2 protein-coding genes are annotated in these 22039 nt (G+C 75.3%); both read left to right on the forward strand.

The genetic code is table 11. The features are described 5' to 3' along the window. Positions 1-217 precede the first annotated feature (217 nt). Positions 218-14518 carry an amino acid adenylation domain-containing protein gene (locus ACLQ2N_RS12240; RefSeq protein ID WP_425812007.1) on the forward strand — a complete coding sequence of 4767 codons (14301 nt, stop codon included), beginning with the start codon at positions 218-220 and terminating at the stop codon, positions 14516-14518. Continuing rightward, positions 14515-22029: an amino acid adenylation domain-containing protein gene (locus ACLQ2N_RS12245; RefSeq protein WP_425812009.1), complete on the forward strand. Its 7515-nt coding sequence runs from the start codon at positions 14515-14517 to the stop codon at positions 22027-22029. Before ACLQ2N_RS12240 ends, ACLQ2N_RS12245 begins: the two co-directional genes overlap by 4 nt. Positions 22030-22039 lie beyond the last annotated feature (10 nt).

Here is a 22039-nt window from a genome sequence, read left to right on the forward strand (position 1 = left end):
GACTGCGCATCGGCCCGTCCTCGATAAGTGAAGAGAACCGACCCCCTTCCCGGGTTTCGTGACGGGAAGTCGCTCTGTGGTGTCCGATGTCATGGGTGCGGTGATGTTCTCTTCGCTTTTACCCGCCCGCTTCCGTCCATGGACGGCGCACCGGCACGGCCGGCTTCGTCCTGCCCTCTTCGTCCCCCGCAAGCTCTCCCCGAAGGTGTGTCCCGGCATGCGCGAAAACGGCTCCGCCTCCCCGCGATCCGCTCCCTCTCCCGAAGACTTCTTCGGGACGACCACAGCCCAGCAGGGCGTCTGGTACGGGCAGCTCGTCGACCCCGGCAGCCCGAAATACAACATCGGTGAATGCTTCGAGATCCGGGGCGACCTGGACGAGGCGCTATTCGCCGCCGCCGTCGACCGGGCCTGCGAGCTGTGCGACAGCCTCAACCTCGAGTTCGTCACGGAGGGTGACGTCCTCCTCCAGCGCATCGTCCGCGAGCCCGGCGCCCGCCGGCTCCGGATCGTGGACGTGTCCCGGTCCGCGGACCCCGCCGCCGAGGTCGAGCGCTACCTGGCGACCGACATGGCCACGCCCGACACCCTGCACCGCCCCCGCCACCACCTGGCCCTGCTCCGCGCCGGAGACGGGCTGTCCTACTGGTACGTCCGCTTCCACCACATAGCCGTGGACGGCCTCGGCGGCGCCGTCTTCACCCGCATCGTGGCCGACCTCTACGGACGCGCGGTGCGGGGCGAGGACCTCGCCGGGGTCACGCTGCCCGCCGCGCCCCTGCGCGAACTCGTCTCCGACGAGGCGGCCTACCGGGAATCCGGCCGCCACGAAGCCGACCGCGCCTACTGGACCGCCAGGTTCGCGGACCCGTCCCCCGACGCCGACGCGGACAACGACGCGCACAGCGTCAGGACGCTCATCCGCCGCCGCACCGATCTCCCCGCTGCGGTCGGCCCCGGCGCACCGGCCGCCCCCGGCACCCGGCTGCACACCGGCGCGTCCCTGTCCGCCGAAGTGTTCGAGGACCTGCGCCGGCTCGCCGCCGCCCACCGCACCACCTGGAGCGCCGTCCTGGTCGCCGCGGTCGCCGCGTACACCTCCCGGGTCACCGGCACCCGCGAGGTCACCATGGGCCTCGCCTCCAACGGCCGGCACGGCGGGCTGCGGCACATCGTCGGCATGACCGCCAACATCCTTCCGCTGCGCCTGAGCCTCACCGACGCCATGTCCGTCGGCGACCTCGTCCGCGCGGCCGCGGCCGAGATGCGCGGCGCCCTGCGCCACCGCCGCTTCTCCCGCGAACAGCTCGCCCGCGAACTGAACACGGGTGACGACGCGGACCGCCTCAGCGGCATCGTCGTCAACATCATGGGCTACGACTACGACCGGGACTTCGCCGGAATCCCCGCGCCCTCCCGGGTGCTGTCGGTCGGCCCGGTGGACGACCTGTCGCTCTTCGTCTCCGAACGGGCCGAGGGGAAGGGCCCGTTGATCGGGTTCGACGCCCGGCCCGACCTCTACCGCCCCGAGGACGTGCGGCTGCACGAGCAGGCCGTCGTGTCCTTCGTCTCCGCCCTGGCCGCCGCCGACCCCGGCCTGCCCCTGGGCGACCTGCCGCTCGTGGACGAAGCCACCGGCACCGCCCTGCGCGCCCAGGGGCTCGGCACCGGCCTGCCCGGGCACGCCGTCGCGCGGACCCTGCCCGAAGCGTTCCGGGACCAGGTGCGCCGGACCCCGGACGCCCCGGCCGTCGTGGACGGGCCGCACACCCTCTCCTACCGGCAACTGGACCGGACGGCCGAGGACCTCGCGAGCGCGCTGACCGGCTGGGGCATCGGTGCCGAGGACGGCGTCGGAGTGCTCCTGGGGCGCTCGGCCGCCGTGCCGGCCGCCACTCTCGCCACCGTCACCGCGGGCGCCGCCTACGTCCCCATGGACGCGGCCTGGCCCGCCGAACGGCTCGGCCGCGTCGCCGAGTCGGCCCGCGTCCGCGCCCTGGTCGCCGACGAGAGCACCGCCCGCGAGCCCTGGGTCCGCGAGGCCGCCGCCCATCTGCCGCTCCTCGTCGTGGACGCCTGCGGACGGGTGCTCGACGGTGCGCCGGAACGGCCCGGACCGCTGCCCCGGATCAGCAGACCGGACCGGCTCGCGTACGTCATGTTCACCTCCGGCTCGACCGGCCTGCCCAAGGGCGTCGGCGTCACCCACGCCGACGTCCTGGCCCTCGCCGCCGACAGCGCCTGGACCCACGGGGTGTCCGACGCGGTCCTCATGCACTCGGCGTACGTCTTCGACGCCTCCACCTTCGAACTCTGGGTGCCGCTCCTCAACGGCGGCCGGGTGGTCGTCGCCCCCGGTGGCGTGCTGGAGGCGCGCGTCGTCCGCGAGGCGGTGCAACGGCACGGCGTCACCGCGCTGTTCCTCACCACGGCCCTGTTCAACGTGCTGGCCGAGGCGGACCCGGCGGTCTTCGCCGGGCTTCGCGCGGTGGCCGCCGGCGGGGAGGCCGCGACCCCCGGTCTCATGCAGCGGGCGGCCGCCGCCTCGCCCGGCACGCTCGTCCTGCACGTGTACGGCCCCACCGAGACCACCACGTTCGCCACCCGCCATCCCGTCACCTCCGACACCTCCGGTGCGCCGCCCATCGGCCGGCCGCTGGACGGCATGGGCCTGTACGTCCTCGACGGCACCCTGGCCCTGGTCCCGCCCGGCGCGGTGGGGGAGCTGTACGTGAGCGGGCACGGCGTCGCCCGCGGCTACCAGGGCCGCGCCGCGCTCACCGCCGCCCGCTTCGTCGCCGACCCGTACGGGGCGCCCGGCAGCCGGATGTACCGCACCGGCGACCTCGTGCGCTGGAGCGCCGCGGGCGACATCGAGTACGTCGGGCGCGCCGACGGCCAGGTCAAGCTGCGGGGCTTCCGCATCGAACCGGCCGAGACCGAGCAGGCGCTGCTCGCCGACCAGGACGTGCGCGGCGCCTGCGTCGTCGTCCGTGAGGACACCCCCGGCGACCGCAGGCTCGTCGCCTACGTCGTCCCCGCCCCCGGTGCCCGCACGGACACCGCCGCGCTCGCGCGCCGCGTCGGGCGCACGCTGCCCGCGTACATGGTGCCCTCCGCCTTCGTCGTCCTCGACGCCCTGCCCCTCAACCCCAACGGCAAGGTCGACCGCCGCGCCCTGCCCGCGCCCCGGACCGCCACCGGCACCGGCCGGGCGCCGCGCACCGCGTACGAGGAAGTGCTCGCCGGGCTGTTCGCCGACGTCCTGGGCGTGAGCGCCGTCGGGGTGGACGACAGCTTCTTCGCCCTCGGCGGCCACTCGCTGCTCGCCACCCGCCTCACCGGCCGGGTGAGGGCCGCCCTCGGCGTCGAACTCGCCCTGGCCACGCTCTTCGACCGTCCCACGGTCGCCTCCCTGGCCGCCGCCCTGGACACCGCGGGCGCCGCCCGGCCCGCCCTCGTACCGCAGCCCCGGCCCGAGGCGCTGCCGCTGTCCTTCGCGCAGCAGCGCCTCTGGTTCCTCAACCGGTCCGAGGCGCCCGGCGACACCTACAACGTGCCGCTCGTCCTGGAGCTCGACGGCCCCTTGGACACCGAGGCGCTGCGCGGCGCTCTGGCCGACGTGGCCGTCCGGCACGAGAGCCTGCGCACCGTCTTCGCCGAGCACGCCGGCGTCGCCCACCAGCGGATCATCGACGCGGACGCCACCGCGTCGCTCGTCCCCCTCACCGTCGAACACCCTCCGGCGGACGGAGACGCCGACGCCTGGGAGGCGGAAACGGTACGCCGCCTCAGCACCGCACCCTTCGACCTGAGCCGGGACCCCGCCGTCCGCGCCCACCTGCTCCGGCACGGGCCCGCCCGGCACGTCCTGGTCCTCGTACTGCACCACATCGTCGCCGACGGCTGGTCCCTCGCCCCGCTCTGCCGCGACCTCTCCGCCGCCTACCGGTCCCGCACGGAAGGCGGCGGCACCCCGGACTGGGCGCCGCTGCGCGTGCAGTACGCCGACTACACCCTCTGGCAGCACCGACTGCTCGGCGACGCCGGCGATCCGGACAGCCTCGCCGCCCGGCAGACCGCCTTCTGGCGGGAGGCGCTGCGCGGCGCCCCCGGTCTGCTCGACCTGCCCCTCGACCGGCCGCGCCCCGCCGTGCCCAGCCACCGGGGCGCGTCCGTCCCCTTCGACCTGCCCGCCCCGGCGCACGCCGCGCTCGTCCGGCTCGCCCGCACCGCGGGGTGCACACCGTTCATGGTGCTCCAGGCGGCCCTCGCCGTGACGCTCGGCGCCCACGGCGCGGGCAGCGACATCCCGCTGGGTACGGCGGTGGCCGGGCGCACCGACGAGGTGCTGGACGATCTGGTGGGCTTCTTCGTCAACACCGTCGTCCTGCGCACCGACCTCTCCGGCGAGCCGACGTTCCGCGAACTCCTCGACCGGGTGAAGCAGTCCGACATCGCGGCCTTCGGCCACAGCGACCTGCCCTTCGAACGGATCGTGGAGGCCGTCAACCCGGCACGTTCCGGCGACCACCACCCCCTCTTCCAGACGATGCTGGTCCTCCAGAACCAGGACCGGGCCGAACCGGAGCTGCCGGGCATCACCGTCCGTGACCGGTCCCGGCACCAGGGCGGCAGCAAGTTCGACCTCACCTTCTCGCTGACCGAAACCGCCGGGACCGCAGAGGCCGAGGAGTCCGCCGGGGGCATCGGCGGCTACCTGGAATACGCGACCGACCTCTTCGACGCCGCCACCGCGCGCGCCCTCTGCGCCCGCTTCGCCCACGTCCTCACCCAGGCCGTCACCGACCCCGGCCGCCCCATCGGCGGCCTGGACCCCCTCACCCCCGCCGAGCGCGACGGCCTCCTGGCCCGAGGACAGGGCGCACCCCGGCCCCTGCCGGCGCTCACCGCCCCCGAAGCGGTCCGGGAACAGGCCCTGCGCACACCCGGTGCCGTCGCCGTGCGCGACGCGCACACCCACCTCACCTACGCCGAGCTCGACGCCCGGGCCGACGCCCTCGCCCACGCGCTGCGCGAGCGCGGAGCGGGCCGGGAGACCCTGGTCGCCGTCGCCGCGCCGCCCTCCGTGGACACCGTCGTCGCGATGCTGGCCGTGCTGCGGTCCGGCGCCGCGTACCTGCCGGTCGACCCGGCCTACCCGCACGCCCGCATTCGCCACATGCTGGACGACGCCCGCCCCGTCCTGGTCCTCACCACCGGCGACGTACCCACCGGCGACATTCCACGGCTCGCTCTCGACGCCCCGCTCCAGCCGCCGTCCGTACACCCCGCCACCCCGCATCCGTACACCCCCCACCCGGCGGACCCGGCATACGTCATCTACACCTCCGGGTCGACCGGCCGCCCCAAGGGGGTCGTCGTCACCCGTGGCGCCCTCGCCAACCACATGGCCTGGATGGCGGATCACCTGGCGGTCACTCAGCGGGACCGGGTCCTCGCCCGGACGTCCACCAGCTTCGACGCCTCCGTGTGGGAGGTGTGGCTCCCGCTGATGTACGGCGCCGAGGTGTGCGTGCTGCCGTCCGGAGCCAACACGGAACCGGACACGCTGGTCTCCTGGATGAGCCGGTTCGGCGTCACCGTCGCCCAGTTCGTGCCCTCGCACCTCACTCTCGTCCTGTCCGAGGCGGCCGACGCCGCCCCCCTGCCCGGCCTGCGCGCCGTCCTGTGCGGCGGGGAGCCCCTGCCGCGCGCCCTCGCCGAGGAGACGGCCGCGCGGTGGGGCGCGGAGGTGCACAACCTGTACGGCCCGACCGAGGCCACCATCGACGCGACCGCCCACCGCGTGACCGCCACGCCGGACACCGCGTACGAGACGGTGCCGATCGGCCGGCCCGTCGACACCATGCGCGCCTACGTCCTGGACCACCGGCTGCGGCCCGTCCCGCCCGGGGTCACCGGTGAGCTGTACCTGTCGGGCCCCAACCTCGCCCGCGGCTACCTGGACCGGCCCGGCCTGACCGCCGCCCGCTTCGTCGCCGACCCCTTCGACGGCACCGGCGCCCGCATGTACCGGACCGGCGACCTCGTCCGGTGGAACGCGGCCGGGCAGCTCGACTACGTCTCCCGCGCCGACGACCAGGTCAAGCTGCGGGGCTTCCGCATCGAACCCGGCGAGATCGAAGCCGCCCTGCTCGCCCACCCCGGGGTCACCGCCGCCTGCGCCGTGATCCGGGAGGACGCGCCGGGGGAGCGCCGGCTCGTCGCCTACGCCGTCACCACGGACCGGGGACCGCGCCCGGCCGCCCTGCGCGACGCCCTCGCGGAGGCGCTGCCGCACTACATGGTGCCCGCCGTGGTCGTCATCCTGGACGACCTGCCGCTCCTGCCCAACGGCAAGACGGACCGGCGCGCCCTGCCCCGGCCGGACGACGAGGCCGCGAACAGCGCCGGGGGCTCCGGTGTGCTCAGCCCGCGCGAGGACCTGCTCGCCGGGATCTTCGCCGATGTGCTGGGCCGCCCCGCCGTCGGCCCGCACGACCGCTTCTTCGACCTGGGCGGTCACTCGCTCCTCGCCATGCGCCTCGTCAGCCGGGTCCGCACGGTCCTCGGTGCCGACCTCGCCGTACGCACCCTGTTCGAGCACCCCACCGTCGCCGGGCTCGCCCGGGCCCTGGACACCCGGGGGAGCTCCCGCCCGCCGGTTCTGCCGGTGGCCGAGCGGCCCGAACCGCTGCCGCTGTCGTACGCGCAGCAGCGGCTCTGGTTCCTGGACCGGCTCGAAGGCCCCAGCTCCGCGTACAACATCCCGCTGGTGCTCGACATCGACGGGCCGCTGGACACCGACGCCCTGCGCGCCGCGCTGCGGGACGTCGTGGAACGGCACGAGGCGCTGCGCACCGTCTTCCCCGAACGGGACGGCGTGCCGCACCAGTTGGTGCTGCCCACCGATGTCGTCGCGCCCCGGCTGCCCGTGGAGAGCACGGCACCGGCCCGGTTGGACGCGGCCGTCACGGATGCCGTGGACGAGCCGTTCGACGTGGCCGGCGATCCGCCGTTGCGGGTCAGGCTGCTGCGCACCGCGCCCGGCCATCACGTCCTCGTGCTGGTCCTGCACCACATCGCGGGCGACGGCTGGTCCCTCGCCCCGCTCGCCCGCCACCTGGGCGACGCCTACCGGGCCCGCCTCGCCGGACGGGACCCCGACGCCGGCGACGGGATCCAGTACGCGGACTACACCCTGTGGCAGCAGGCCGTCCTGGGCGACCCGGACGCCCCCGGCAGTGTGCTGCGCGAACAGCTGGACCACTGGCACACCGCCCTCGCCGGACTGCCCGGGCTCATCGACCTGCCGCTCGACCGCCCGCGCCCGGCCACCACCGATCCCTCGGGGGCCGTCCACGCCTTCGACGTACCGCCCGGCCTGCACGCCGAACTGCTGCGCCTCGCAAGGGAGTCCGGCACCACCCTGTTCATGGTGCTCCAGGCCGCCGTCGCCACGCTGCTGCACCGGCACGGCGCGGGCGACGACATCCCCCTCGGTACGCCCGTCGCGGGCCGCACGGACGAGGCGTTGGAGGACCTGGTCGGATTCTTCGTCAACACCCTCGTCCTGCGCACCGACCTGTCCGGTTCGCCCACCTTCGGTGAACTCCTGCGGCGGGTGCGTGAGTTCGACCTCGGCGCCTATGCGCACCAGGACGTGCCGTTCGAGCGGCTGGTCGAGAGCCTCAACCCGGTCAGGGCCCGCAACCACCACCCCCTCTTCCAGACCATGCTGGTCCTTCAGAACCAGGACGCCGTACGCCCCGAACTGCCGGGGCTCGACGTCGAGGACCGGCTCGTCCACAACGGCCTGAGCAAATTCGACCTCACCTTCGCCTTCGGGGAGGAGCGGGGCGGGGGCGGACTCACCGCCGGGATCGAGTACGCCACCGCCCTCTTCGACCGGGTCACCGTCGAGGCCCTGGCGGCGCGCCTGCTGCGGCTGCTGGAACAAGTGGCCGCCGATTCCGCCCGGCCCCTCGCGGACTACGACCTGCTGAGCCCGGACGAGCGGACCCGCGCCGTCCACTGGGGCACCGGCCGCGAACTGCCCGCCCCCGCACCGGACACCACCCTGCCCGCCCTCTTCACCGCACAGGCCTGGCGCACCCCGGACGCCGTGGCCGTGACCGGCGACGGCGCCACCCTCACGTACACCGCGCTCGACACCCTCACCGCCGAGCTCGCCCGCGCCCTCGCCGGCCTCGGAGCGGGCCCGGAGACCGGCGTCGGCGTACTGCTCTCCCGGTCACCGGCCGTCGTCGCCGCGTCCCTCGGCGCCGTGCGGGCCGCCGCCGCGTACGTGCCGATGGACGCGCGCTGGCCCCGGGAACGGCTCGACCAGGTCACCGAAGTGGCGCACGTGCGGGTCCTCGTCGTGGACGAACCGGCCGCCGGGTCCGCCTGGGTGACCGAGGCCGCCCGGCGCATCCCGGTCCTCGTCGTGGACCGGGCCGGCCGCGTCCTGCGCGGCGCGCCGCCGGCGCCCGGCCGGCCCGCCGCCGTACCGGGCCCGGACTCGCTGGCGTACGTCATGTTCACCTCCGGCTCGACCGGGCTGCCGAAGGGCGTCGGGGTCAGCCACGGCGACGTGGCGGCGCTGGCCGAGGACTCCGCCTGGGGGGACGGCGCGGCCGACGCGGTCCTGATGCACTCGGCGTACGTCTTCGACGCGTCCACCTTCGAGATGTGGGCGCCGCTGCTGCGCGGCGGCACGGTCGTCGTCGCACCGGAGGGTGTCCTGGAGGCCGGGACGCTCCGCGAAGCCGTACGGGAACAGGGCGCCTCCGCCGTCTTCCTGACGACCGCCCTGCTCAACGTGATCGCGGACACCGACCCCGGCGCCTTCGCCGGACTCCGCCTCGTCTGCGCGGGCGGCGAGCTCGCCTCGCCCGACGCGATGCAGCGGGTCGCGGGCGCCGCGCCCGGCGTCCGCGTCCTGCACGTGTACGGCCCGACCGAGACCACGACCTTCGCCACCCGCTACGACGTGGCCGCCGACCTGCCGGCGGGCCCGCCGCCCATCGGCCGGCCCCTGGACGGCATGCGGCTGTACGTGCTCGACGGCGCGCTGGGCCCGGTCCCGGCGGGTGTCACGGGCGAGCTGTACCTCGCCGGGCGCGGCGTCGCCCGGGGCTATACCGGCCTGCCCGCCCTCACCGCCACCCGGTTCGTCGCCGACCCCTTCGACGCGGACGGCGGACGCATGTACCGCACCGGCGACCTCGTGAAGTGGACCCCGGACGGGCAGATCGCCTACGTCAGCCGCGCCGACAGCCAGGTCAAGCTGCGCGGCTACCGCATCGAACCCGGCGAGATCGAGTCCGTCCTCGCCTGCTGCGAAGGGGTCGCCGACTCCTTCACCGTCGTACGCGAGGACGTCCCCGGCGACCGCCGTCTCGTCGCGTACGTGGTGCCCGCCGGGACCGTCCGCCCCGACCCGGCCGACCTGGCCGAAGCCGTCGGCCGGTCCCTGCCCGCCTACATGGTCCCCTCCGCGTTCGTCCTGGTGGACGCGCTGCCGCTGACCGTCAACGGCAAGGTGGACCGGCGCGCCCTGCCCGCGCCCGGACAGCACACCGCACCACGCGGGCGCGCCGCCCGCACCGCGCGCGAGGAGATCGTCTGCGGGCTCGTCGCCGATGTCCTCGGCCTCCCGGCCGTGGGCGCCGACGACGACTTCTTCGCCCTGGGCGGCCACTCCCTGCTCGCCACCCGGCTCGTCGCCCGCCTCCGCACCGCGCTCGCCGTCGAGGTCCAGGTCAAGGCGGTCTTCGAGCACCCCACGCCCGCCGCGCTCGCCGCCGCCCTCGACGGCGCCGAAGCCGCCGCCCCGCCGCTGGTGCGCGCGCCGCACCGGCCGGACCCGCTGCCGCTGTCCTTCGCGCAGCAGCGCCTGTGGTTCCTCAACCGGTTCGAGGGACCCAGCCCCACCTACAACGTGCCGATGGTGCTGCGCCTGGACGGTCCGCTCGACGCCCCGGCCCTGGAACGCGCCCTCATGGACGTCGTGGAACGGCACGAGAGCCTGCGCACCGTCTTCCCCGAGAGCGCCGGCGTCCCGCGTCAGCTCGTCCTCGCCGCCGACCACGCCGACCTGGACCTGACCCCCCGGGAGATCCGCCCGGACGGCCTGGACGAGGCGCTGGCCGCCGAGGTCGCGCACGGCTTCGACGTCACCGCGGACCTGCCCGTGCGGGCCCGGCTGCTCCGCCTCGGCGCCGAGGCGCACGTGCTCGTCCTTCTCGTCCACCACATCGCGGGCGACGGCTGGTCGCTCGCACCGCTGGCCCGCGACCTCGGCGACGCCTACCGCCACCGCAGCCGGGGTGAGGCGCCCGACCGGCCCGGACTCCGCGTCCAGTACGCCGACTACACCCTCTGGCAGCGCGCCCTCCTCGGCGACGAGGACGACGCGGGCAGCCGGGCCGCCCGGCAGCTGGACCACTGGCGCACCGCGCTGGCCGGCAGCCCCGGCCTGCTCGCCCTGCCCCTGGACCGGCCGCGCCCCGCCGTCCTCACCTACCGGGGCGACGCCTTCGCCTTCCCCGTGGACGCGGACACGCACCGGGCGCTCGCCGAGCTGGCCCGCGCCCGTGGATGCAGCCTCTTCATGGTGCTCCAGGCGGCCCTGTCCGTCCTGCTCTCCCGGCACGGCGCCGGCGAGGACATCCCCCTCGGCACCCCCGTCGCCGGACGCACCGACGAGGCCCTGGACGACCTGGTGGGCTTCTTCGTCAACACGCTCGTCCTGCGCACCGACCTGACCGGCGACCCCACCTTCACCGAACTCCTCGACCGGGTCCGGGCGTTCGACCTGGCCGCCTACGCCCACCAGGACCTGCCGTTCGAACGCCTGGTGGACGCCCTCGCCCCGGACCGCGCCCAGGACCACCACCCGCTCTTCCAGACCATGATCGTCCTCCAGAACCAGGCGGACACCACGCTCGGCCTCGACGGTCTCACCGTGACCGAGCACCCCGTGCGGACCGGAATCAGCAAGTTCGACCTCACCTTCACCTTCACGGAGACCCGCGACGACGCGGGCCGGCCCGCCGGGCTCGACGGGCACCTGGAGTTCTCCACCGAACTGTTCGACCCCGCCACCGCGCACGCCCTGGCCGCGCGCCTGACCCGCCTGCTCGCCTCGCTCGCCGCCGACCCCGAAGGGCGCGTCCGCACCGCCGCGTTCCTGGACGCGGCCGAACGCGCCGCACTGGACCGGGCCGCCCCCGGGCCCGTCCGCCCGGTCCACGCCCGGACCGCCCCCGAGGCGTTCCGGGCCCAGGCCGCCCGGACCCCCGGGCGGGTCGCGGTCCGGGCCGGAACGGAACGGCTCACCTTCGCCGAACTGGACGCCCGCTCCGACGACCTGGCCCACCACCTCCACGACCGGGGCATCGGCCGCGGCGACCTCGTCGCCCTCGCCGCCGACGGCACCGCGGACCGGGTCGTCGCGCTGCTGGCGGTCGCCAAGGCCGGGGCCGCCTGCCTGCCCGTCGACCTGGACTATCCCGAGGCCCGCGTCGCCCACCTGCTGGACGACGCCCGCCCGGCCCTGTTCCTGGTCCACGACGCCGGGCGCGCCGCCCGGTACACGGCCGTGCCCCGCCTCGCGCTCGGCGACCGGTCCACCTGGCCGGCCGGACGCGGGGCACCACCGGCCGCCGACGCGCCGGGCCCGGACGACGCGGCGTACGTCATCTACACCTCCGGCTCCACCGGCCGGCCCAAGGGCGTCGTCGTCACCCACGGCGCGCTCACCAACCACATGGCCTGGATGGCCGGCCACTTCGGCCTCACCGACGACGACCGCGTCCTCGCCCGCACCTCTCCCAGCTTCGACGCCTCGGTGTGGGAGACCTGGCTGCCCCTGCTGCACGGCGGCGCCACCTGCCCCGTCCCGGCCGCGCTCAACCACGACCCGGCCGGGCTGCTGGCCCGGATGCGCGACGAGGGCGTCACCCTCGCCCAGTTCGTGCCCTCCCACCTCACGCTCCTCCTCACCGAGACCGGGCCCGGAGCGGAGTTCCCGGCGCTGAGGGCCGTCGCGTGCGGCGGCGAGCCCCTGACCCAGGCCCTGGCGGCCCGGGCCGCCAGGGCCTGGGGTGCCGAGGTGCACAACCTCTACGGCCCGACCGAGACCACCATCGACGCCACCGCCCACCACGTCACCGCCGGAGGAGAAGAAGGAGGCGTCCCCGGCGTCCCCCTCGGCCGCCCCGTCGACAACACCCGCGCCTACGTCCTGGACGCCGCGCTCCAGCCCGTGCCGGCCGGAGTCACCGGCGAACTCCACATCGCCGGTGACGGCCTCGCCCGCGGCTACCTCGGCCGCCCCGGGCTCACCGCCACCCGCTTCGTCGCCGACCCCTTCGGCCCGGCCGGCAGCCGCATGTACCGCACGGGCGACCTCGTCCGCCGGGACGCCGACGGGCTCCTCCACTACGTCTCCCGCGCCGACGACCAGGTCAAGCTGAACGGCTACCGCGTCGAGCCCGGCGAGATCGAGGCCGCCCTCACCGCCGTCCACGGCATCACCGCCGCCTGCGCCCTGGTCCGCGAGGACCGGCCCGGTGAACGGCGCCTCGTCGCGTACACCGTGGGCGCCCGCCTCACCGACGGCGAACTGCGTACCCGGCTCAGCACGGCCCTGCCGCCGTACATGGTGCCCGCCGTATTCGTGGCCCTGGACACGCTGCCCACCCTGCCGAACGGCAAGACGGACCGGGCCGCCCTCCCCGCACCGGAGCGCCCGGACGCCGCCCGGCCGGGCCGGGAGCCGCGCACCGGGCCCGAACGCGTCCTGTGCGAGGCGTTCGCCTCCGTCCTGCGCGCGCCCGCCGTCCGTACCGACGACGACTTCTTCGCGCTCGGCGGCGACAGCATCCTCTCCATTCAGCTCGTCAGCCGCGTCCGGGAAGCCGGGCTCGCCGTCACCCCCCGCGACGTCTTCGTCCACCGCACCCCCGAGGCCATCGCGGCGGTTGCCGCACCGCTGGACGGCACCCCCGGCGAACCGGACGGCCACGGCACCGGCACGATGCAACCGACCCCCATCGCAGCCTGGTTCCTCGAACGCCCCGGCACCACCGACGGCTACAACCAGTCCGGTGTGCTGAGCACCCCCGCCGGCGCCCGCGAGGACACCCTCGTCGCCGCGCTCCAGCTCCTCGCCGACCACCACGACATGCTCCGCCTGCGCGTCACCCGCACCGACGGCGGCGGCCCCGTGCTCGAAACGCTGCCGCCCGGCGCCGTCACGGCCCGGCGCCGCTTCACCCGGATCGACATCGCCGGGCTCGACGAGGACGCCGCCCGGGCCGCGCTCACCGAAGCGGGCGAACGGGCCCGCAGGCGCCTGCGGCCCTCCGACGGTGCCGTCTTCGAGGCCGTCTGGGGCGACGCCGGACCCGGTGCGCGCGGGCGGCTGCTCCTCGTCGTCCACCACCTGTCCGTCGACGCCGTCTCCTGGCGCATCCTCGCCGACGACCTCGCCCGCGCCTGGCAGGTGGCCACCGGCACGGCGACCGCGCTGCCCGCCGCCACCACCTCGTACCGGCGCTGGTCCCAGCTCCTCGCCGAACAGGCCCGCACCCCGGCCCGCACTGCCGAACTGCCCCTGTGGGAAGAGGCGCTGAGGACGCCCGACCCCCAGCTCGGATACCGGCCGCTCGACCCCTTCCTGGACACCGCGGACGGCACCCGCACCCTCACCACCCACCTGCCCGCCACCTGGACGAAGCCCCTTCTCACCACCGTCCCCGGAGCCTTCCACGCCGGAGTCGACGACATCCTGCTCACCGCGCTCGCCCTCGCCGTCAACGCCTGGCGGAGCCGCCCGGACACCGCCGTGCTGCTCGATCTGGAGAGCCACGGCCGGGAGCAGATCGCCGACCGCATCGACCTGTCCCGCACGGTCGGCTGGTTCACCAGCCTTTACCCCGTCCGGGTCGATCCGGGCCCCCTGGACGTCCGTGACCCGGCACGCTTCGACGGCTCGCTCGTTGAGCGTGCGGTGAAGCGAGTCAAGGAGCAGCTGCGCGCCGTCCCCGACCACGGCGTCGGCCACGGCATGCTGCGCCGTCTCAACCCCGCCACCGGCCCCCGCCTGGCCGCCCCCGCACCCCAGATCGGCTTCAACTACCTCGGACGGTACGCGGCCCCCGGCCGGGCGGCGGACGGCGACTGGGAGGTCCTGCTCGACGCCGGCGGACCCCGCAGCCAGGACCCCGGCATGCCCGTGCACCACGTCCTCGACATCAACGCGCACACCGAGGACCTCCCGGAGGGCCCTCGCCTCGTGGCCCGCTGGACCTGGCCCAGCGACCTGCTCAAGGAGGAAGACGTGGGCGCACTCGCCGAGGCGTTCAACCGCGCGCTGCGCGCCGTCGCGGAACACGCCGAACAGCCCGGAGCAGGCGGCTGGACGCCGTCCGACCTTCCCCTGGTCTCGCTCAACCAGGCCCAGATCGACCGACTGCAGAACAAGTGGGGTGGACGCAAGTGAACGGGTTCCGACTGGAGGACGTACTCCCGCTGACGCCGCTGCAGGCCGGGATGTACTTCCACGCCCTGTACGACGCGCACGCCGTGGACGTCTACACCGCGCAGTTCGTCTTCGACCTCGAAGGCCCCGTCGACGTCGCAACGCTGCGTGCCGCCATCGCCGGACTGCTCCGCCGCCACGCCAACCTGCGCGTCGGCTTCCTCCACGAGGACCTGGACGAACCCGTGCAGGCGGTCGCCGCCGAGGTCCCCGTACCCCTGGAGGAACTGGACCTGACCGGCGAGGACGAGGTGCCGGACCGCCTCACCGCCCTCCTCGCCGCCGACCGCACCCGCCGCTTCGACCTGGCAACGCCGCCCCTCCTGCGGTTCACCCTGGTGCGGACCGCCCCGGAGCGGCACCGCCTGGTCATGACGAGCCACCACATCCTCTTCGACGGATGGTCCTTGCCCCTCCTCGTACGGGAGCTCTTCGAGCTGTACGCGGTCGGCGGCGACGACAGTGCCCTGCCGCGCGTCACCCCGTACCGCGCCTACCTGGTCTGGCTCTCCCAGCAGGACCGCGCCGCCGCCCTCGACACCTGGTCCGCCGCCCTCGCCGGCATCGAGGCGCCGACCCTCCTCGCGGAGCGGGACGGCCCGGACGGCGCCGCCGAACTGCCCGAGACGCTCGTCCTCGACCTGGACGCGGCCGTCACGGACCGGCTGCGCGAGACGGCCCGCGCCCACCGCCTCACCCTCAACACCCTGGTCCAGGGCGCCTGGGGCCTGCTGCTCGGCCACCTCACCGGGCGGTCCGACGTGGTGTTCGGCACCACCGTGTCCGGGCGCCCGCCGGAGCTTCCCGGCGTCGAGTCCATGGTCGGCCTGTTCATCAACACCGTGCCCGTACGCACCGGCCCCGCGACCGGCGAGACCCTGGCGGAGTTCCTGACCCGCCTCCAGGCCGAGCAGGGCCGGCTCCTCGGCAGCCAGCACGTGGGCCTCAGCGACATCCGCGGCGTCACCGGCCTGGACGAACTCTTCGACACCCTCGTCGTCTTCGAGAACTACCCGATGGACGCCGAAGCCCTGCGCACCGCCCAGCGCGGACTGCCCGGCCTCGCCGTCACCGGCTTCAGCGGCACCGACGCGGCCCACTACCCGCTCACCCTCACCGTCGCTCCCGGCGACACCCTGCGGATCACCTTCGGCTACCGGGCCGCGGTGCTCGACCGCCAGGAGGTGGCCGAGACCGTCTCGCGCATGCGGCAGCTGCTGACGGCCATGGCCCAGGACCTCGGCCGGCGCGCCGACACCGCACCCTTCCTCCTCGACGGCGAACGCGAGGAGCTGATCGCCCGGGGGACCGGCTCCGCCCTCCCCGACGGCACCACGGCCCTGAGCATCCCGGAGACCGTCGCGGACCGGGCCGCCCGCCACCCCGACGCGGTCGCCGTCTCCGGCGCCGGCGAGCAGCTGACGTACGCACAGCTCACCGGCCTCGCGGACCGGCTCGCCGCCGCCCTCACCGGTCTCGGGACCGGGCCCGAGGACGGCGTCGGCATCCTCGTCGCCCGCTCGGCCGCCACCGTCACCGCCTCGCTGGCCACCCTGCGCGCGGGCGGGGCCTATGTGCCGCTCGACTCCCGCTGGCCCACCGAACGGCTCAACCGGGTCACCGAGGTCGTCCCCCTGCGCGTCCTCATCGTGGACGGGACGACCGCCTCGCTGCCGTGGGTCCGCCAACTCGGACCGGACACCGCCGTCCTGACGGTCGACAGCACCGGCCGTGTCCTCACCGGGGGCCCCGCCGCCCCCGGCCCGCTCCCCGCCGCACCGGGCGGCGACCGGCTCGCGTACGTCATGTTCACCTCCGGGTCCACCGGACTGCCCAAGGGCGTCGGCGTCAGCCACGGCGACGTCGCCGCGCTGGCCGCCCACCACGGCTGGGACGGCGCCGCCGACGCCGTGCTGCTGCACTCCGCGTACGTCTTCGACGCCTCCACCTTCGAGCTCTGGGTGCCGCTCCTGCGCGGCGGACGCGTCGTCGTCGCCCCGGAGGGCCCGCTCCAGCCCGACACCCTGCGGGAGCTGGTGACCCGGCACGGCGTCACGGCCGCCTTCCTGACGACGGCCCTCTTCAACGTGCTGGCCGAGACCGACCCCGGGTCCCTCGGAGAGCTGCGCCTGGTGGCCGCAGGCGGTGAGGCCGCCGCGCCCGGGGTCATGCAGCGCGTCGCCGCCGCCCACCCCGGGACGACCGTCCTGCACGTGTACGGCCCCACCGAGACCACCACCTTCGCCACCGCCCACCACGTACGCCCCGGCCACACTCCCGGCGGCGCCCCGCCCATCGGCCACCCGCTCGACGGCGTGCGCGCCTACGTCCTCGACGCCGCCCTGAGCCCCGTCCCGCCCGGCGCCGAGGGCGAGCTGTACCTCGCCGGCCCCGGGGTCGCCCGCGGCTACCTCGGCAGGGCCGCCCTCACCGCGACCCGTTTCGTCGCCGATCCCTTCGCGGGCGACGGTGCACGCATGTACCGCACCGGCGACCTGGTGCGCCAGGATGCCGACGGCACCGTGCGCTACGTGGCCCGGGCCGACCAGCAGATCAAACTGCGCGGCCACCGCATCGAACCCGCCGAGATCGAAACGGTCCTGCGCGACCACCCGGCGGTACGCGCCGCCTGCGTCGTGGTGCGCGAGGACCTGCCCGGCGACCGCACCCTCACCGCCTACGTCGTCCTCGCGCCCGGCGAGACACCCGACCCCGGACTGCTTGCCGCACACGTCGGGCGGCTGCTGCCCGCGTACATGGTCCCGGCCGTCGTCCAGCCGCTGGAAGCCCTGCCCCTGACCCCCAACGGCAAGATCGACCGGGCCGCCCTGCCCGCGCCCACCGCGCCCCGCACGGTGGCGGGGCGGGCACCGCGCAGCACGATGGAGGAGATCCTGGCCGGGCTGTTCGCCGATGTGCTCGGCGTGGACCGGGTCGGCACCGACGACAGCTTCTTCGCCCTGGGCGGCCACTCCCTGCTCGCCACCCGCCTCGTCGGCCGCATCCGCACCGCCCTGCACACCGAGACCGACATCCGCACGCTGTTCGAGCACCCCACCGTCGCCACGCTCGCCACCGCCCTGGAGGGTGCGGAGGGCGGCACCCGCCCCGCCCTGGTCCCGCAGCCGCGCCCCGCCGAACTCCCGCTGTCGTACGCCCAGCAGCGGTTGTGGTTCCTGCACCGGCTCGACGGCCCCTCCGCCACGTACAACATCCCCCTCGCCGTACGCATCGACGGACCGCTCGACGCCGACGCCCTGTGCACCGCCGTGGCCGACGTCATCGCGCGGCACACGGCCCTGCGCACCGTCTTCCCCGAGGGCGAGCACGGGCCGTGCCAGCAGATCACCGCACCCGGCGACGCCGTCATCCCGTTCGCCATGGAGAGCGTCGAGGAGGCGAAGCTCCGCCACCGCGTCGCCGCCGCCACCGCCGAGGCCATCGACATCGAGCGCGGCCTGCCGCTGCGGGCGACCCTGCTCCGCCTGGCCCCCGACGCCCACGTCCTGGTGCTCGTCGTCCACCACATCGCGGCCGACGGCACCTCGCTCGCGCCCCTCGCCCACGACCTGGGCCTCGCCTACCGGGCCCGCGCCCGGGGCGAGGAGCCCCACTGGGCGCCGCTCCCCGTCGACTACGCGGACCACACCCTCTGGCAGCGCGACCTGCTCGGCGACGAGAAGGACCCCGACAGCCTCGTCTGCCGGCAGCTCTCCCACTGGCGGCACGCCCTGGCCGGGCTGCCCGAGGCGATCGAACTGCCCTGGGACCGGCCGCGCCCCGCCACATCCCGGCACACCGGCGCCACCCTCGGCTTCTCCGTGGACCGCGCCACCGCCCGCCATGTCACGGAGCTCGCCCGCACCTGCGGTTCCAGCGTCTTCATGGTCCTCCAGGCCGCCCTGGCGACCGTCCTGTCCCGCCACGGCGGCGGGGAGGACATCCCCCTGGGCACGGCCGTCGCCGGACGGACCGACGAGGCGGCGAACGGTCTCGTCGGCTTCTTCGTCAACACCCTCGTCCTGCGCACCGACCTGAGCGGCGACCCCACCTTCCGCGAACTCCTCGGCCGGGTCCGGGAATTCGACCTCGCCGCCTACGCCCACCAGGACGTGCCCTTCGAGCGGCTGGTCGAACTCCTCAACCCCGCACGCGCCCAGAGCCACCACCCGCTCTTCCAGACCATGCTGGTCCTCCAGAACCAGGCGTCGGCCGCCATCGACCTGCCCGGGCTCACGGTCACCGGGGTGCCCGCCGAGGCGGAAGTCAGCAAGTTCGACCTGTCGTTCGCCCTCACCGAGGCCTACGACGACACCGGCGCCCTCGACGGGATGCGGGGCACCGTCGACTACGCCACCGAGCTCTTCGACGCCCCCACCGTCCAGGGCCTCGCCGACCGGCTCGTCCTGCTCCTCGGCGCCGTCACCGCGGACCCCGACCGCCCCCTGCACACGTACGACCTGCTCACGCCCGCCGAGCACGACCGCCTCACCGCCCTCGGTACCGGGCCCGTCGACGCCCGGCCCGCCACGACGGTCCCCGCCCTCTTCGAGGACTGGGCCCGTCGGACCCCCGCCGCCCCGGCCGTCCGCGACGCGCACACCGCCCTCACCTACGGCGAACTCGACGCCCGTGCCGACGCGTTGGCACTCCACCTCACCGAACGGGGCGTGGGCCCGGAGGACCGGGTGGCCGTCGCACTGCCCCGGACCTCCGAGCTCGTCGTGGCCCTCCTCGGCGTCCTCAAGGCCGGTGCCGCCTATGTGCCGCTGGACCCCGACTACCCGGCCCAGCGCCTCTCCTACATGCTGGACGACGCGCGCCCCCGCCTGCTCCTCACCACCCCGGAACTCCACCGCCGCCTGCCCGAGCACCCGGTGCCGCACCTGTACACCGACGACCTCGGCGCGAGCGGCGCGTCACCCGCTCCGGTCCGCATCGACCCGGCCAACCCGGCGTACGTCATCTACACCTCGGGTTCCACCGGCCGTCCCAAGGGCGTCGTCGTCACGCACCGGGGTGTGCGGGCGATGGCCAGGACGCAGAGCGAGCGGCTTCGCGTCGGACCGGGCAGCCGGGTGCTGCACATGGCGTCGGTCAGCTTCGACGCCGCGTTCTGGGAGCTGTGCATGGGGCTGCTCACCGGCGCCTGCCTGGAGATCGACACCCGCGACGCCCTGCTGCCCGGCCCCGCCCTCGCCGGCCTGGTCCGCGACCGGGGCGTCACGCACCTCACCATCCCGCCCGCCGCCCTCGCCGTGATGCCCCCGGACTCCCTGCCCGCCGGGCTCACCATGGTCCTCGCCGGAGAGGCGTGCCCGCCCGCCCTCGTCCACGCCTGGGCGCGGGACCGCTTCCTGGTCAACGCCTACGGCCCGACGGAGACCACCGTCTGCGCCACCATGAGTCCCTTCCAGCACGCGGAAGGGCCCCTCGCCCCCGACCGCACCGTCCCCATCGGCGCCCCCGTCGACGGCACCCGCGTGTACGTCCTGGACGACCGGCTGACCCCCGTGCCGCCCGGTGTCACCGGCGAGCTGTACGTGGCCGGCGAGGGCGTCGCACGGGGCTACCACGGCCGGTCCGCCCTCACCGCCACCCGCTTCGTCGCCGACCCCTTCGACCGCGCGGGCGGCCGGATGTACCGCACCGGGGACCTGGTGCGGTGGACGCCCGACGGACGCCTCCTCTACGTCTCCCGCGTGGACGACCAGGTCAAGCTCCGCGGCTTCCGCATCGAACTCGGCGAGATCGAGGCCTCGCTCACCTCGCACCCCGGGGTCGCCGCCGCCTGCGTCACGGTCCGCGAGGACCGCCCCGGCGACCGGCGCCTCGTCGCCTACACCGTGCCCGCCACCGGTGAGCCCGCCCCCGGCTGGGCCGAACTTCGCGCCCACCTCGCCGCGACGCTGCCCGAACACATGGTGCCCGCCGCCCATGTCCGGCTCGACGCCCTCCCCGTGACGCCCAACGGCAAGACCGACCGGCGCGCGCTGCCCGCCCCGGACAGCGCGGCCCCGGCCGGCGGGCGGGCCCCGCGCACCGCTCGCGAACGCGCCCTGTGCGAGGTGTTCGCGCAGACCCTCGGAGTACCCGAGGTCGGCGTCACCGACGACTTCTTCGCGCTCGGCGGCCACTCCCTGCTCGCCGTGACCCTGGCCCGCCGGATCGGGGAGCGCTGCGGAGTGCGGCCCTCCCTGCGCGCCCTGTTCGCGACGCCCACCGTCGAGGGCGTCGACCGCCTGCTCGGCCGGGCGCCGGGGGAGGAGGAGCGGGAGGAGGCGGCCGCGCCGGACTTCGCCGCCGAGGTGAGGCTCGCGCCCGACATCACCGCCGAGCGCCGGGCCCGCCGGCCCGCGCGTCCCTCCGCACGGCCCCTGCTCACCGGGGCCTCCGGCTTCCTCGGCGCGTTCCTCCTGCGCGACCTCGTCGAAGCCACGGACGGCCCGGTCGACTGCCTGGTCCGGGCCGCGAGCCCCGACAGCGCGGCCCAGCGGCTCCGGGCCAACCTGGAGCACTACGGCCTGTGGCAGTCCCGGTACGCCGACCTCATCCACCCCGTCCCCGGCGACCTCGCGGCCCCCGGCCTCGGCCTCGCCCCCGACGAACGGACCGCCCTCGCCCGGCGCCTGGGACCGGTGCTGCACAACGGGGCACGCGTCAACTTCGCCGCCCCGTACGGTGATCTGCGCGCGCCCAACGTGGCCGGTACCGAGGAACTGCTGCGCCTCCTCGCGGACTCCGGCTCGCCCGGCCTGCACTACGTCTCCACCACCGGCGTGTACGCCCCGTCGCGCGGGACGGACCCCGCACCGCTCACCGAGTCGTCCCCGACCGGCCCGGCGGACGACCTGCCCGACGGGTACGCGCAGAGCAAATGGGTCGCCGAGCAACTGGTGGGCCTCGCCCGCGAGCGCGGCCTCCCCGTGACCGTCCACCGCCCGGGCCGCATCAGCGGCGACACCGCCACCGGCGCCTGCCAGGACCGCGACCTGCTCTGGCAGCTCATCAAGGGCTGCCTCCAGGCCGGAGCGGTGCCCGATCTGGCGCACGGCACGACCGACTGGGTACCCGTGGACTACGTCAGCGCCGCCGTCACGGCCCTCAGCACCGCCGAACGGCCCGGGGAGCCGGTGTACCACTACACCAACCCGGACGCGCCCGGCCTGGACCGCGTCTTCGAGGTGGCCGCCCGCCTCGGATACGCGCTGCGCCCTGTGACGCCCGGGGAATGGCGCGCCTGTGTGGCCGAACACCCGGACAACGCCGCACAGCTCTTCCTCGGCGACGACGGGGAGGCCGGTCACGACGAGACGGACCACCGCCGCTTCGACTCCGCCCGCACGGCGCGTGCGGCGGCGGACGCGGGGGTGCGTCAACCGCCTCTGACCGACGAGGTGCTGACGCGGTATCTGACGTACTTCCAGGTCACGGGCTTCCTGCCGGCCCCCGGAACGCTTCCGGGGGCGTAAACGACCACCA

The organism is Streptomyces sp. DT224, from assembly GCF_049844595.1.
In the GTDB taxonomy this organism is placed as follows: domain Bacteria; phylum Actinomycetota; class Actinomycetes; order Streptomycetales; family Streptomycetaceae; genus Streptomyces.